Source organism: Eubacterium sp. AF19-12LB, from assembly GCF_003479125.1.
GTDB classification, from domain to species: Bacteria; Bacillota; Clostridia; order Lachnospirales; family Lachnospiraceae; genus Eubacterium_U; species Eubacterium_U album.
In genome coordinates, this window is sequence record NZ_QUGP01000005.1 from 260,513 (window position 1) to 274,944 (window position 14,432).

Here is a 14,432-nt window from a genome sequence, read left to right on the forward strand (position 1 = left end):
TTTATTATGCAGATTTACTATCTATTAAAATGAATTGCTTCAGCAATACTTCCTGCTTTTTCTTCGCTGTCTAATATAGATACCATTTCAAGTCCCATCTCTAATGCTGCTCCTAATCCGTTTGCAGTAACAAACTGTCCATCAGTAACTACGCTTCCACCATATTCTTTGCAATCCATTTCTTTTTCAAAACTTCCATGACATGTAGCTCTTTTATCTTTTAGTAAGCCCAAATGACTATATATACTTGGTGCTGCGCATATAGCTGTAAGATACTTGCCTTCCTTATAATATTTTAATATTGCCTGTTTCAACATATCGCATGCCTCAAGATTAGGTGTGCCCGGTATACCTCCCGGAAGAAAAATTCCGTTTCCTTCATCAAAATTAATATCTTTAATTAATTTATCTGCCTTAATATTTACTTTATGAGAACTTTCAACCATTAATTCATCTGTTACGGATACTGTAACAACATCAATTGTATGGCTTCTTCTCATTAAATCTATTACCATTAACGCTTCTGTTTCTTCAAATCCCTGTGCTAAAAATGCATATATTTTCTTCATGTTATTTATTCCTTTCTATATCATTTTATTAGTTTTATTCTGTACAATCACTTTCTTTATATTTGTACTTTTCTTGCCTTTATTATAGCAAACTGATAATATTATTCTAGTATTTAATGTTTTGTTATACAACTATATTTTATGAAAGGTATTAACGTATTTGTTATAATGGTATTTTTATGGAAATAGAACGCAAATTTATTCCTAAATGTCTTCCTGACAATTTAGACTCTTATGAACACCACGATATTCAACAGGCTTATTTAAATACTTCTCCTGTTATTCGAATCAGAAAACAGGATGAGGATTATTTTCTTACATATAAAGGTAGCGGAATGATGTCTAGAGAAGAATATAATCTTCCTCTGAATCAAAAAAGTTATTTTCATCTTTTGACAAAAGCCGATGGTAATATTATTACAAAAACACGATATCTCATTCCTCTATTTAATTCTCTAACAGCTGAGTTAGATATTTTCCACGATATATTTGATGGTCGTTTACTGGTAGAAGTCGAATTTAATTCTATCGAAGATGCCAATTCATTTATTCCACCTGAATGGTTCGGAGAAGATGTCACATATGACAAAAAGTATCATAACAGTAATATGAGCAAAGAAATATTGTAATTTTTTCAACTCAACAAAAAAAGGATTTAACGCAATAACTAAAAATTTTTTACCTTTTTAATTATTGCATAAATCCTTTTATTATTACATTAGTCTTTTTTATTTATTTCAAAATATTTTGGATTGTTTTATGTGATATTGTAAACTCTAATGCGCCCATATATGCCGGTGCAACATCTCCTTCTGCAAAACATATAACTAATTCACCTGAATTATTAATATAAAACTGTTGATTTTCATCTATTTTTTCAAATGTTGTATATTTTTCCTCTTCATCTATAAAATATTTATACTGTGAATTTTCTTTCATTTTCTTTTTCATCTGTTTCTTTATATCTTTAGTAATTACATCTACATATTGACTATCTTTTTTAAACAAATCTGTTAATTTTATCACTTGTCCTGTCTTTTTATCAATTGTATAAAAATAGTTTACTTCATAACCATCTGCCTGAGACATATATGCTGACAACTTAATGCAATAATAATCAATTGAATTTGTAACTACAGTATTATTCACCTTTAAAGAAGAATACCCTAATCCACCAACTTGTTTTCTAAATTCTTTAATAAGTTCATTTGTTTTTTTCTTCATATCCTGATTTATTTTTTCTTCAGATTTATCAGCGTTTTCTCTAATTTCTAATTCCGTATCTTCTGTTTTATTTTTCACTTTTTTCAAATTAATATCTGCATAATTTTTGCCATCATCAAATTTATATTGCCTAAATGTGACCATTTCAAAATATGCACCTACAAAAGGTATTTTTTGCATAGCATATGCTGTTGATTCATTTATATTAGGAATTATTATTGTACATATAATTACTGCTGCAACCGCAACTGCCATATGCCAATAATTCTTTTTTTTAATGCATAAAGAATCTGCCTCTTTTAAATATTTTTCATTAATTCCACTCATAGCTTCCAGCAATTCTAAATTACTGATTTTTTCTTTTTTATTGTCCATGCCTATTCTCCTTAATATATTTCATATCCTTCATTTTCCAAATAGCTCTTTAATTTTCTTCTCATTCTATGCAATAACACTTTTACTGCCGACTCTTTAAGATTAAACCTATCCGCAATTTCTTTTATTTCATCCAAATAAAAATATCTTCGTACAAATATTTGTCTTTTTTGTTTTGGCAGTTTTTCGAGATATTTATTAATTGAATTTTCTAATTCTTTTCTATCCATTTCTTCACTCACATTATTATTCAATAGAATTTCGCACTCATTTAATTCATCTAATGTCTTTTCAATTCTTGAATTAACTCTTTTGCTTGCATTTTCATATTTATATTTATTAATTGCCTGATTTCTTGTTATTTTTCCAATAAACGCTGATAAAATCTCCGGAATTATCGGTGGTATGGAATCCCAAACTTTCAGCCATGTATCATTTATACACTCCTCTGTATCTTTTTCATTTAACAAAATTCTAAAAGCTATTGAATAACAATATTTACCATATTTTTGTTCTATATTTACAATTGCTCTTTCATCCCTTTCAAAAAATTGTTTGATAATAACTTCATCATCCACTATTTCATTTATTTTTTTTTGATTAATTGACGAATTTTTCATTTTAATTTCCTTACTAAAATCTATTTTCAGTTATCCGTATTTATATTATTTAAAATATTATTATATAGCAACGTTGCGTAAGCCTTACACCCCGATTCTGTTAAATGAATTCCATCATTCACAAACCAGTCCTTATGACTTTCTCCATATGTTGACCAATCTATTAAATTCACATTTTTATATTCGTTTACAATGCTTTCAATCATATGATTTGATTCTTCCTGCCACTGCAAATGTTCGCCAAAAACATTTACCCAATATATCTGTCGCTTTGCACCAATAGCTTTAATCAATTCTTTTCCTGTCGAAGAAGAAAATGTTCCATTTGTTCCCAATGCAATAACAACAATATCTCCTAGTTTTCCTTCTCTTTCTAAATTCTTAACAATATCTTTTGCCTGTGATACCTGTCTTGATACTTTTGCATCAATAATTATATTAGGATTTATTTTTTTCAATTCGGCTGATGCTCCTAACAATACAGAATCTCCTATTATTGTAATTTTTTCATTTTTAATTTGCTGCTTTTTTGTTTTTTTCTTTTTTTCATTAGTATAATCTTTATTATTCACTTGTTCATTTTTTAAAGTTACAGGTTCTTGATTATTTGCTATGTCATTATTTTTTTTCTCATAATTGTTTTCATTTTTCATCTCACTTACTACTTTGTTTTCATCAGCTTTTATTAATGTTCTATTCAATACCTTTGACAAGTCACATCTAACAGTCAAAATACACATAATCAAAACTATACATGCAGATAAATAACTCTTAGCTAAATAACTTTTAACAAATTTATTTTTTTTGCCTCTTATTCGATTGGTGTTTAAACGTTTTGTAAAGCAATTTTGAACTATTGCAATACCTAAAATCAACAATATCTGTATTACCCATGATGTGATTCCATAATTTGCCTTATAATATCCAAAGATAAATATAATAGGATACATCCATAAATATATTTCATAACTTATCTTTCCAACAATAGTTAGAGGGCTCTTTTCAATTACTCTACTAAATCCACTGCCAGACATCAGTAAAACAATTAATGCACAAATAACACTATTTACGAACAGTCCTCCTAAATATACATATGCGCTCTGTCCTTCTACAATAAAGTATCCACATATGCATAACACACTTAACATTACTAAAAAAATGTTTTTGGCATATGAAACTATTTTTGACTCGCTATGCTTTAAATTATTTTGTATAATTGCTACAAGCACTCCCATCAAAAGCGAAAACATTCTTGTATCTGTCCCGTAATATAATCTTGATACATCATTTTGTGGGCTATACAAAACACTCATCCACGCTCCGCCAACTAACACTACTAAAGCAAGTATTATTAAAGTTTTCTTTTTAGAAAAGTACTTTTCACCACGTTTTATCATGAAAAATAGTACAGGCCAAACAATATAAAATTGCATTTCTATAGCTATAGCCCATAAATGTGTAAATGGCGACTGGTTACTCATTCTGGCAAAATATGATGCATTTTGTTGAATTTGCCACAAATTATTATATCCTCCAAAAACGCTAATAATTTCACTTGTTTTTCCTTTTAACACTTCCGGTATAAATATCGCTAACATTCCACACACCGAGCATATCATAATTATTAATGGTGGGAAAATTTTCTTTATCCGTTTCATGTAAAATTTTTGAACAGAATATTTTCCATTCGTCACTTCCCATTCTGCCCCTTTATAAATCAAATATCCTGATAAAACAAAAAACATATTGACTCCAAGAAATCCTCCTGGAAATTTGCCTGGTATTAAATGATAAAAAACAACTCCCAGAATTGCGATTCCTCTCATTGCATCTAAACCTTCTATATAATTTTTCTTTTTAGTATTCATTTTTATCCCTTTCTAATTAGTTTTATTATTTTTATCTTATATATCTATAGACACGATAATTTCATATCAGGTTACACTTTTTTTTGAAAAATTATATCTTTTAGTTTTTTTGTGCTAACTAAATAAAAAGCCTCATTAATGTCCCGGCTTCTAATCGTTAGATTTTTTTGTGCTAACTTTTAAAAGTAAGTATACTAATGAGGCTTTTCATTAATTTTTTAATTTCACCACAATCATTTAGTTCCAAAACATTATTAGATTTCTTAAATGACAATATATTCTCATACCTTTTTCATTATCATAATATGTTAATGTGCTCTCAGGTGTAACAGCAATACTTGCTGCAATCGTACTTATAACAGCCCATATCGTACATAATACAAAAACTCGGTATATCCATTTTTTTAGTTGTTCATTCTTCATATTTCCACAAACATAGAACATAACTGCCAATCCCGCCATCATAAACTGCCATGCATAATCACATCCGTATCTTATGGAATAACCATTTTCCCATGTCATTGAAACCATTATTAACGGGAATATAATTCCAGGTATAAGCCATGTCAATGCAAGTTTTATCTTCTCTTTTTTATCAAAATTCTTAGCAAGTTTCGGTGCATATAGAACTGAAAGTATTGGAAGTCCTCTTGCAATCAATCCCATTGTACATGGTGTATCCACAAAATAATACCCATTAAGCTGCATTGAGTCATAATTACCATGTATGAACGGAAATGTTGAATTAATAGTCGGTATAACTAACAATGTATTTACAACAGCAACCATAACCAATTCAATAGTTGATTTTGCCTGAGTAAAATCATTTATTGTTAATGAATATTGAATTCCAAAATCAAAAACACTACCAAATCTTGCATAATTGTACCACATTTGAATTAATCCAAATACAACATAAGGCACACCTGCTGCCAAAACATATTTGATAATCTCTATTGCATTCTTTCCATTTTGCTTATTGTTCTGAATTAATCCATATAAAATCCATATTACACATGCGAAGCACCAAAATACAGCTGTAACTCTTGCAAGAACTGCTAATCCCATAAACAGCGCAGACAAAAACAGGAAACTTTTTTTAATTTTCTTTTTCTGAAAAATTCCACTGTTTATAATAAAGAACATTCCTATCGCTGTAAAGCAAAGTCCTGATGCTGATGCTAATTCGTAAAACTTAGGTCTTACAACATTTAATGTAACTCCACTAATTATCAACGTTGTAAACAATCCCATTATAGTCATCCTAAACGGAATCTTTTTAAACCAGTTTTTTACAACGCTTATATATATTAATGCTATAAAAATCAACGCTATCATACTATAAATGTAAGTCGCTAAGGCCGTAGAAAAATATTTTCCCGTAATCTTATGATATGGCATAAATAACGTTAAAACTGTTGTTATTCCATAATATGAATAATATTTTCCATTATAAAGCAAATGATCCCATTTGTATGATTCTCCCATTGTCGTTCTTTGCGTCCAATCATACGGATTATCCACATCGAGTAACGCCTGCGGAACAGGATCAAGCAATGATACCTGTCCTTTTTCAAACGCATCAACTAATTCCTGATTTATCTGATTCGTCACAACTTCTTCTGTTTTAAACAAATCATCTGTATACATTTTTGCAATAAATGTAAGTGTTAACGCTGATACAACTACTGCAAATATAACTACCGCCTTTTGACTTTTTTTCTTCAGATTCATTCTTCCATCAAGTCCTGGATATTTAGCAAATACATATCCCAAAACCATTATGATAAATATCATAAAAACTCTGATAAAAGAAAATTTAAATGGAATTTTTTCATTTATAGTCAAACCTGTAATTGTATACCTCTGATTTGCTTCGGATTCTATTTTCATGGTAATCGTATATGTTTCACCTGTAAAACTACAAGTAGCATATTTTGTTTCAGGCATAGATTTAACTATATTCATCTTTTTATTGCTATACCTATCTGAGTCTCTATGTGCGCTTTCTGTATATGCGATACTTACATCTGTTTGTTCTTTTCCACCATCAGCAGATGCCATATTAAACTTTATCGTTTTAACATAATCATTTACCGGAAACTTTACTGCTATTTCATTGCCAGATGCAGTATATACTCCATTACTCTCACTTGCACCTGTAACCTGTGCTTCCGACACTGGAATTGTCCTTTGATTATATTTACCTCCCAACAACGTAAAGCTCTTATAGTTAAACACAAAAATTTCCAATAAAATACATATAACTAATGTTATTAATCCAAATCTAAGAACCTTGTCTCTAAATTCTTTTTCCACCTTTTTCTCCTCCATATGTATTGGCTTTTCTTATTCTTCGATTCTAATATCCCATGTGAATAGCATAATAAATAATACCATATATCTCCTTTTAATTAAAGGTAGCTTTTTATTTGATTTTTTAGTAATTCTTCAAAAACAAAAAGGATTGTCGCAATCGACAATCCTTTTTCATGCGGGTGACAGGACTTGAACCTGCACGGTCTCCCACCAGAACCTAAATCTGGCGCGTCTGCCAATTCCGCCACACCCGCTAAATCATTTCAAAAAATAACAGGTGTAAGATTTCTTACACCTGTCAGTGAGCCACCGGGGACTCGAACCCCGGACAACTTGATTAAAAGTCAAGTGCTCTACCACCTGAGCTAGTGGCCCATATAATGTTTTACTTGGTTGCCCAATAACTGGGCTAGCTGGATTCGAACCAGCGAATGCAGGAGTCAAAGTCCTGTGCCTTACCGCTTGGCGATAGCCCATTGTGAAAGGTGGCTAGAGGGATTCGAACCCTCGGCCTCCAGAGCCACAATCTGGCGCGCTAACCAACTGCGCTATAGCCACCACAGCATCTGGCTTCTTTCCAGAACAATGTGCCCGAAGGGATTCGAACCCCCGACCCACGGCTTAGAAGGCCGTTGCTCTATCCAGCTGAGCTACGGACACGCACATTCATTAACTTCTAGGTGTTAACCTCTCAGCTTACATAGAGAATCAACTTTCACAAGGCTCTCTAATAAGCAAAGCGGGTGATGGGAATCGAACCCACGTATCTAGCTTGGAAGGCTAGTGTTCTACCATTGAACTACACCCGCGAAGTCGGGGTGACAGGATTCGAACCTGCGACCTCTTGATCCCAAATCAAGCGCTCTAGCCAAGCTGAGCCACACCCCGATTGGTGTTAGTACTTCGCGTCTTCGTTGCTGTTTTGTTCTGTGTTTTTCAGCAGCAACATGATGTATTATATATTATGTATTTCAACTTGTCAACAACTTTTTTAAACTTTTTTTATTTTTTTAATCACTTATTTTTCAAAGTAATTTAGATTGTAAAAAACTTCCCCATTGTCAAGTAATTCCATCAAAATATAACTTGGTTTATGGTTCATCTGTCGCGGTCTTGAAATACTTCCGGGATTTATAACCGTAATGTCATCTCCCTGAATAATTTCCGGAACATGTGTATGTCCATACATCGCAATATCACAACCTTCTTCTAAAGCTGCATATGACAATCTTTCTATTCCCCATTCAACGCCGTAAGCATGTCCATGGGTCGCGAATATCTTATGACATTCTAGCTCAATTGTCAAGTATAATTTATTATTTGTTTCAAAGTCACAATTTCCACGTACAATTTCAACCGGGAAATTGCACATAGAACGTAGTAATTCATCTTCTCCCTGTATATCTCCAAGATGAATTAACATATCAATATCTTTAGATCTTTTTATTACTTCACTTAAATTTCCCATGTTTCCATGCGAATCACTTACAACTAATACTCTCTTCATATTAACACCACTTTCAAACACTAACTATATTCGTTTATCTATTACTGCAATTCTTCCTCAAGTATCTTTTTTACCTGTTCTAAAGCTTTTCCTCTATGACTAATACTATTTTTTAGTTCAGGCTCCATTTCACCTGTTGTCATCCCATATTCAGGCACATAAACTATTGGATCATATCCAAATCCATTTGTTCCTTTTTCCTTATAATCTATTACTCCCTCAATAGTTCCTCGACATGTCCTTATTCTTCCATCAGGAAATGCTACAGCCATTGCACACACAAATCTGGCACTTCTGTCACTTCCCTCTACTCCTTCAAGTCTTCTAATAATGTCGGCATTTTTTTCTGAATAAGGTGTATCTTCCCCTAAATATCTCGCTGAATAAATTCCTGGTTCTCCATTTAAATAATCAACCTCGAGACCTGAGTCATCTGCTAAAGCTATTTTTCCTGTCATTTCCATAATTGTTTTTGCTTTAATTATTGCATTTTCTTCAAATGTACTTCCATCTTCTACAATATCTACATCTAAGCCAATATCCTTTAAAGTTAACAATTTCAAATCAGGATTATTGCACATCATTCCTACTTCTCTTACTTTATTTTGATTTGTTGTTGCAAAAATTATTTCTTTCATTTTTATCTCTCTCCTATCTTTTTTCAAACAAATATTAAAGCATTCCGCCATTTATCGCAAATTTTCCTTCTTTTTAGGCGGTTTTGGTCCCATAAACTGATAAAAATATGTTTTAATCATTCCATTGTATATTTTTCTATTTTTAGTTGCTTTTAACCCCATATATTTTTCAGTATCTTCGTATGACGTTATTACAAATGCAGACCAACTGTCAAGTGCCTTGTACTGTCTACCTAACGCCTGATATATTGGAGGTAATTGTTCTTTTTCTTCTAATCTTTCTCCATAAGGTGGATTTGTTATAATAAACCCATATTTTTTGCTGTGTCTTAATTCACTAACCGGTCTTCTTTGGAAATGAATCAAATGGTCTACACCTGCTAGTTCAGCATTTTTTCGGGCAAATTCTACTACTTCTCCATCTATATCATAGCCTTGAATATCTACTTCTATATCATCATTTATCATATCATTTGCTTCATTTATTGCGTCATACCATAATTTCTTTTCAATAAGATTATCCCAGTTTTCTGCAGTAAATTCTCTATTCATTCCTGGTGCAATATTTGCTGCTATTAACGCTGCCTCTATTGGAAATGTTCCACTTCCACAAAATGGATCAACTAAAATTCTGTCTTTGTTCCAAGGTGTAAGCATTATTAATGCTGCTGCCAAAGTCTCTGAAATAGGTGCTTTAGCCGTATTTTTACGATATCCTCTTTTATGTAAAGAATCACCTGAAGTATCAAGCGCTATAATAGCTTCATCCTTGTAAAAAACAACTCTTAAAGGATACTCATTTCCTGTTTCTGCAAATCTGTTTACTCTATACTTTAATTTCAATTTCTCTACCATAGCCTTTTTTACAATTCTTTGTATATCAGAAGGACTAAATAACTTACTTTTTATAGAGCTTGCCTTTTTCACCCAGAATTTTCCATCCTCAGGTATATAATCTTCCCAATCCATAGCTTTTACGGCTTCAAACAATTCGTCATAAGTTGTCGCCTTAACTCGTCCTACCTGAAGTAACACTCTCTCTGCAGTTCTCAAAAAAACATTTGCCCTACATACAGCTGAAATATCTCCCTCAAATGTGACTCTTCCATCTTCAACTTTAACGATATCATATCCTAAATCCTGAATTTCTCTTTTAAGTACCGCTTCAATTCCAAAATGGCACGGTGCAACAAAATTATATTTTTTCATATGCTATTCCTTTTCTTTTTTTAACTAACAATTTCATCCATTGTACCATATTCTTAGCAACATATGTAAAGGCATTTTGCACTAAATTGCAAAATGCCTCTACAAAAACAAAATTCCTTTTATAAAAAATATTAATATTTATCAGAACAATCTTCTTCGTTTTTTGAAGTTGAGTTCTTTGATGTTGTATTCTTTGAAGTTGAGTTCTTTGATGTTGTATTCTTTGAAACTGAGTTTTTTGATGTTGAATTATCTGAAATTTTGTTTTCTAAATTTGAAGTACTATTTTTTGAATTTGAAAATTCATTTGAATATTTTTTTGACATAATGTCCTCCTAAATTCTTTTTTTGTTACATGAATATTATGCCTCAAATATTTTTATTTATTCGTTTTTAAAACAATTTTGACACTTACTATATCCTTGTGCCTCTGCCTCATCTATTGTTCCATCAAAATATACCTTATTATTATCACTCATCTGTTTTACACTTTTACAATCATCCTTATGAATTTTCTTAGTATTTTTATTTAATACATAATTGTCTGATTTATTTGAACTTTCATTTTCGATTGACCTATTATCACCTTCATTTGAGCTTATAAGTTTATTATCTTGGTTATTCTCATATGAATCTTTATTTATTTTCTCTCCAGATTCTAACTTATTATATGAATCTTTATTGAATTGGATTTCTTTTTCCGTAAACGAAAATTCAATTTCACCTTCTATATCCGTCCTATATATTTTTGCTCCTATTTTATTAAGTTTTTCCAATGTTTTGTATGCCGGGTGCCCATACGCATTGCCTTTACCGGCACTTATCACTGCATATTCAGGATCAATTTTATTTAAAAATTCACTTGAACTCGATCCACTACTACCATGATGATTTACTATATAAACATCTGAATTTATATCTATACTATTATTTACAATTTCTTCTTCAGAAATATTAGTTGCATCCCCTGCAACTAAAAAACTTTTATTATTATATTTAAACCTAATTCCAACAGAATAGTCATTTACATTGCTATATCCTGTTGAATTTGGCGCTATTATAGTGAATTCACCTCTTCCTAATGAATATGTCTCTCCTACAATTGGTTGTATTCGATTTATTTTTTTATTATCCATAATACTGATAAATGAATTATATACTCTTGTTGTAGTTGTATATTCAGGGCAAATAACATTTTCTACATCAAAAACATTTAATGCCCCTACCACTCCATTTAAATGGTCTGCATCGTAATGCGTTGCAATTACATATTTAAAATTTGTAATTTCTTTCTTTTTCAAATAACTTACCAGATACGATGACTTATCTGAGTCTCCACCATCTATAAGCATATATTCACCATCTGATTCAACTAAGGTACTACTTCCCTGTCCTACATCCAGTACCCATACATTGCATTCTCCTTTAATTGATGAAATACTGTCAAATTCATCTGTGCTTCTTTCTACTTTATTTTCATTAGTTAAGTTATTTGAAGTCACATCTATATCATAATTTACACTTTGATTTTCATTGTTAAAATTTGTATTATCTATGTCTTTGTCTTCACAACCAACTGTTAATATTATTGTCATTGCTATACATATTAATAATCTTATTACTTTTTTCATTTTATTTTCCAATACAAATTTACTTGTATTTAAAACTCTCCCTTCTAAGATTTATATATAAAAAAATAGCATATACCAAATAAACTCTTATAATTACCTTAATTTAGCATAACAAAAAATCCTCTAGACAAATCTAGAGGATTTTAATGTACGTGACAGGATTCGAACCCACGACCTTCTGGTCCGTAGCCAGACGCTCTATCCAGCTGAGCTACACGTACAAACAACGTCGTTTTACGCGACATTGCATATTCTACACTAAAATTTATTAGATGTCAATATAAATTTAGTAATTTAGTCTGTGAAGTCAAAAGTTTATTTCCACTTTGAAGTGGGTAAAGTGGATTTTAGTCTTACACTTAATATATGCCTGACAGCCATTGGAAAGTCAGGTTTATATGAGTATTAATAATTCTCTTTCACATTTAACATTATATGAAAGACGCATCATTCTTACCGGCATTACCAGTGATTCTTCAAAAACGGCCATTGCTCAAACCATTGGCAAAAACAAGTCAACCATTGGCAAGGAAATTAAACTTCACCGCTCTCTTTCACATAAATGCAACATGCCCTTGGAATGCAGAAATTACTGCAAGTGTGTTTATGACAGGAAATGCACCACTGACTGTCCTGAGTGCATTTTCTTTAAAATTCTGCCTCTGTTACAATTAGTGTAACACTAATTGTAACAAAATGCCAAGAAAAAAGTGACATTTGCTCATTTTCGTAAGAGTAAATGCCACTTTATAATTCTCAATTTTCAAAGTGGAAATAAACTTTTCACTTCAACAATTTAATTTAGTTAATTTAGTTTTATTTTCATTTGAATATTTAATTTTATGTATATTTTTAATGTTTTTTATTAATCTCATTCTTAATCTATAGATTAATGTACATATTAATAAGACGATACATATTATGCTCTTAATTTTTTATCTATAAAAGTGTAATAAAAATTATAATTTAATTATATAAATTTATATCATATAATTTGCTTGATTTAATAAAAATATAATCAAATTAATTTAATTATCATTTTTACAAATAAAACTTGCATTTAAGTCTAGAGGATAATTACATCCTTTCATTCTACCTTTATCTGAGTATTGCCAAATAAGTACATTTTCTAAATCATAATCTCTAAAATCATTCTTATCATATGTCCATCTTGCAACCCAAAGCCCATATTTTGCCAATTTCTTTGTATATAAGAAATCTCTAAAATAGTTTGCATCGGAATATATTACTGTATTATATCCTGCATCTTCTACTGTCTTGCAAAATGCATCAATAATTTTTGTGTTTTTCTTTTTTAATTTTCGCTTTCTTCTGTAATCATTTTCAAAATCATATGCTATTGGATAATCAATATTATATTTTTTCATTTTCTTAATTACATATTTTGCTTCCTTCTTTGCTTCACGTATGTTATCAGCATAACTATAAAAATATACGCCAATCTCTACTCCATTAGCTTTTGCATTTTTCATATTATATTTAAATTTTTTATCCTTTATTCCACCCTTTTTAGAATCTCCATACCCTATACGAATCATTGCAAAATCAACGCCTGATTTTTTTATTTTTTTCCAATCAATTTTTCCATTGTGATGTGATACATCAATTCCTTTTTCCTGAATAGCCATTCCATAACTATTAGATATTTTACTTGTATATGTTATTCCATCTATATTTTCAAATGCCTTTACTTTGTATTTATATACTAACTTTGCATTTAATTTAGTACTATTATTTAATATGTTATATTCTGTATTTTTATCAATATATTTTCCTTCATTTTCATATACTGTTCCTATTTTATCCCAATTTTTATTATCTGAACTTTTATATACATAATATCCTGACGCATATGGATTAATATCCCAAGTGATACAAATTTCATCACCCTTTCCTGTTTTTGCAGTAACGTTTGTTACTGTCTTTGGATCTCCAACTATTTTCTCCGATTCATCACTTTCTGCAATTTTTTTTGAATACCTATATGAATATATAACGTATCTATATTCTTCACCTGTTTCAACATTTTCATCTAAATATTTATTTCCATAATTTACTGTATCATATTCTTCAAACTTTCCATCCTGATTAGTTCTATAAACTACATACTTTGTCGCATTTCTAACTACATCCCATTTTATTGCTATTCCATTTTCATTATTTTTAGCATAAACAATTTTGTTATTGATTACTTTTGCCTCTGTATTCACATTATTACAAAATATAATTCCCGTCATCAAACATATGCTTGTAACTGCATATAATAATTTTTTCATTATTTTTCCCTCATACCTTCTTTAATTTTTCAGATGTATCTTATACTAATACTAATTATAAACTATTCAACATTAAGCAATATTTTAAGACAATACCTTAAAATATAAACTAATGCATAAAAAAACAAGCAACCTAAGTTGCTTGTCTATGCCGGCGACCGGAATCGAACCGGTA

The 14,432-nt window shown here is 30.5% G+C and carries 12 protein-coding genes and 8 tRNA genes; 1 reads left to right on the forward strand and 19 read right to left on the reverse strand.

The window, feature by feature from the left end:
- Window positions 1–17 precede the first annotated feature (17 nt).
- Complete coding sequence (locus DWX29_RS07165; protein WP_022088224.1) at window positions 18–569, reverse strand: DJ-1 family glyoxalase III; 552 nt, start codon at window positions 567–569, stop codon at window positions 18–20.
- Window positions 570–748: 179 nt separating this feature from the next.
- On the opposite strand from DWX29_RS07165, the gene DWX29_RS07170 reads away from it, so the two are divergent.
- Window positions 749–1,198, forward strand: coding sequence for a CYTH domain-containing protein (locus DWX29_RS07170; protein WP_022088223.1), 450 nt, complete (start codon window positions 749–751; stop codon window positions 1,196–1,198).
- Between the two features lie 103 nt (window positions 1,199–1,301).
- Here the strand turns inward: DWX29_RS07170 and DWX29_RS07175 are convergent, their stop codons facing one another.
- The 18 genes from DWX29_RS07175 to DWX29_RS07265 form a co-directional block, all read right to left on the reverse strand.
- Window positions 1,302–2,168, reverse strand: coding sequence for an RsiV family protein (locus tag DWX29_RS07175; protein ID WP_022088222.1), 867 nt, complete (start codon window positions 2,166–2,168; stop codon window positions 1,302–1,304).
- An 11-nt stretch (window positions 2,169–2,179) separates the two neighbouring features.
- Window positions 2,180–2,788 carry a sigma-70 family RNA polymerase sigma factor gene (locus tag DWX29_RS07180; protein ID WP_022088221.1) on the reverse strand — a complete coding sequence of 203 codons (609 nt, stop codon included), beginning with the start codon at window positions 2,786–2,788 and terminating at the stop codon, window positions 2,180–2,182.
- A gap of 26 nt (window positions 2,789–2,814) precedes the next feature.
- A complete protein-coding gene (locus tag DWX29_RS07185; protein WP_022088220.1) occupies window positions 2,815–4,656 on the reverse strand; it encodes an acyltransferase family protein in 1,842 nt (613 codons plus the stop codon).
- Window positions 4,657–4,893: 237 nt separating this feature from the next.
- On the reverse strand, window positions 4,894–6,975 hold the full coding sequence (locus DWX29_RS07190) for a hypothetical protein (protein WP_118565500.1): 2,082 nt from the start codon (window positions 6,973–6,975) through the stop codon (window positions 4,894–4,896).
- A 174-nt stretch (window positions 6,976–7,149) separates the two neighbouring features.
- A tRNA-Leu gene (locus DWX29_RS07195) sits at window positions 7,150–7,229 on the reverse strand.
- A 48-nt stretch (window positions 7,230–7,277) separates the two neighbouring features.
- A tRNA-Lys gene (locus DWX29_RS07200) sits at window positions 7,278–7,350 on the reverse strand.
- A 29-nt stretch (window positions 7,351–7,379) separates the two neighbouring features.
- Window positions 7,380–7,451 (reverse strand) — tRNA-Gln (locus tag DWX29_RS07205).
- 8 nt (window positions 7,452–7,459) lie between these two features.
- Window positions 7,460–7,533: transfer RNA gene (locus DWX29_RS07210), tRNA-His, on the reverse strand.
- A 28-nt stretch (window positions 7,534–7,561) separates the two neighbouring features.
- Window positions 7,562–7,635, reverse strand: a tRNA-Arg gene (locus tag DWX29_RS07215).
- Window positions 7,636–7,713: 78 nt separating this feature from the next.
- Window positions 7,714–7,784: transfer RNA gene (locus tag DWX29_RS07220), tRNA-Gly, on the reverse strand.
- A 4-nt stretch (window positions 7,785–7,788) separates the two neighbouring features.
- A tRNA-Pro gene (locus DWX29_RS07225) sits at window positions 7,789–7,863 on the reverse strand.
- Window positions 7,864–7,993: 130 nt separating this feature from the next.
- Entirely contained in the window at window positions 7,994–8,482 is a 489-nt protein-coding gene (locus tag DWX29_RS07230) for a metallophosphoesterase (RefSeq protein ID WP_147339825.1), read from the reverse strand.
- 41 nt (window positions 8,483–8,523) lie between these two features.
- Window positions 8,524–9,120, reverse strand: coding sequence for an XTP/dITP diphosphatase (locus tag DWX29_RS07235; protein ID WP_118565501.1), 597 nt, complete (start codon window positions 9,118–9,120; stop codon window positions 8,524–8,526).
- 51 nt (window positions 9,121–9,171) lie between these two features.
- The gene (locus DWX29_RS07240; protein WP_118565502.1) at window positions 9,172–10,329 is read right to left on the reverse strand and encodes a class I SAM-dependent RNA methyltransferase; all 1,158 of its coding nucleotides are present in this window, start codon (window positions 10,327–10,329) and stop codon (window positions 9,172–9,174) included.
- A gap of 131 nt (window positions 10,330–10,460) precedes the next feature.
- Window positions 10,461–10,655 carry a hypothetical protein gene (locus DWX29_RS07245; protein WP_117910322.1) on the reverse strand — a complete coding sequence of 65 codons (195 nt, stop codon included), beginning with the start codon at window positions 10,653–10,655 and terminating at the stop codon, window positions 10,461–10,463.
- 57 nt (window positions 10,656–10,712) lie between these two features.
- Window positions 10,713–11,960 (reverse strand): MBL fold metallo-hydrolase, encoded by a 1,248-nt coding sequence (locus tag DWX29_RS07250; RefSeq protein WP_022089053.1) that lies wholly within the window; start codon window positions 11,958–11,960, stop codon window positions 10,713–10,715.
- A 147-nt stretch (window positions 11,961–12,107) separates the two neighbouring features.
- Window positions 12,108–12,181 (reverse strand) — tRNA-Arg (locus tag DWX29_RS07255).
- Between the two features lie 807 nt (window positions 12,182–12,988).
- Window positions 12,989–14,257, reverse strand: coding sequence for a GH25 family lysozyme (locus DWX29_RS07265; protein WP_118565503.1), 1,269 nt, complete (start codon window positions 14,255–14,257; stop codon window positions 12,989–12,991).
- Window positions 14,258–14,432 lie beyond the last annotated feature (175 nt).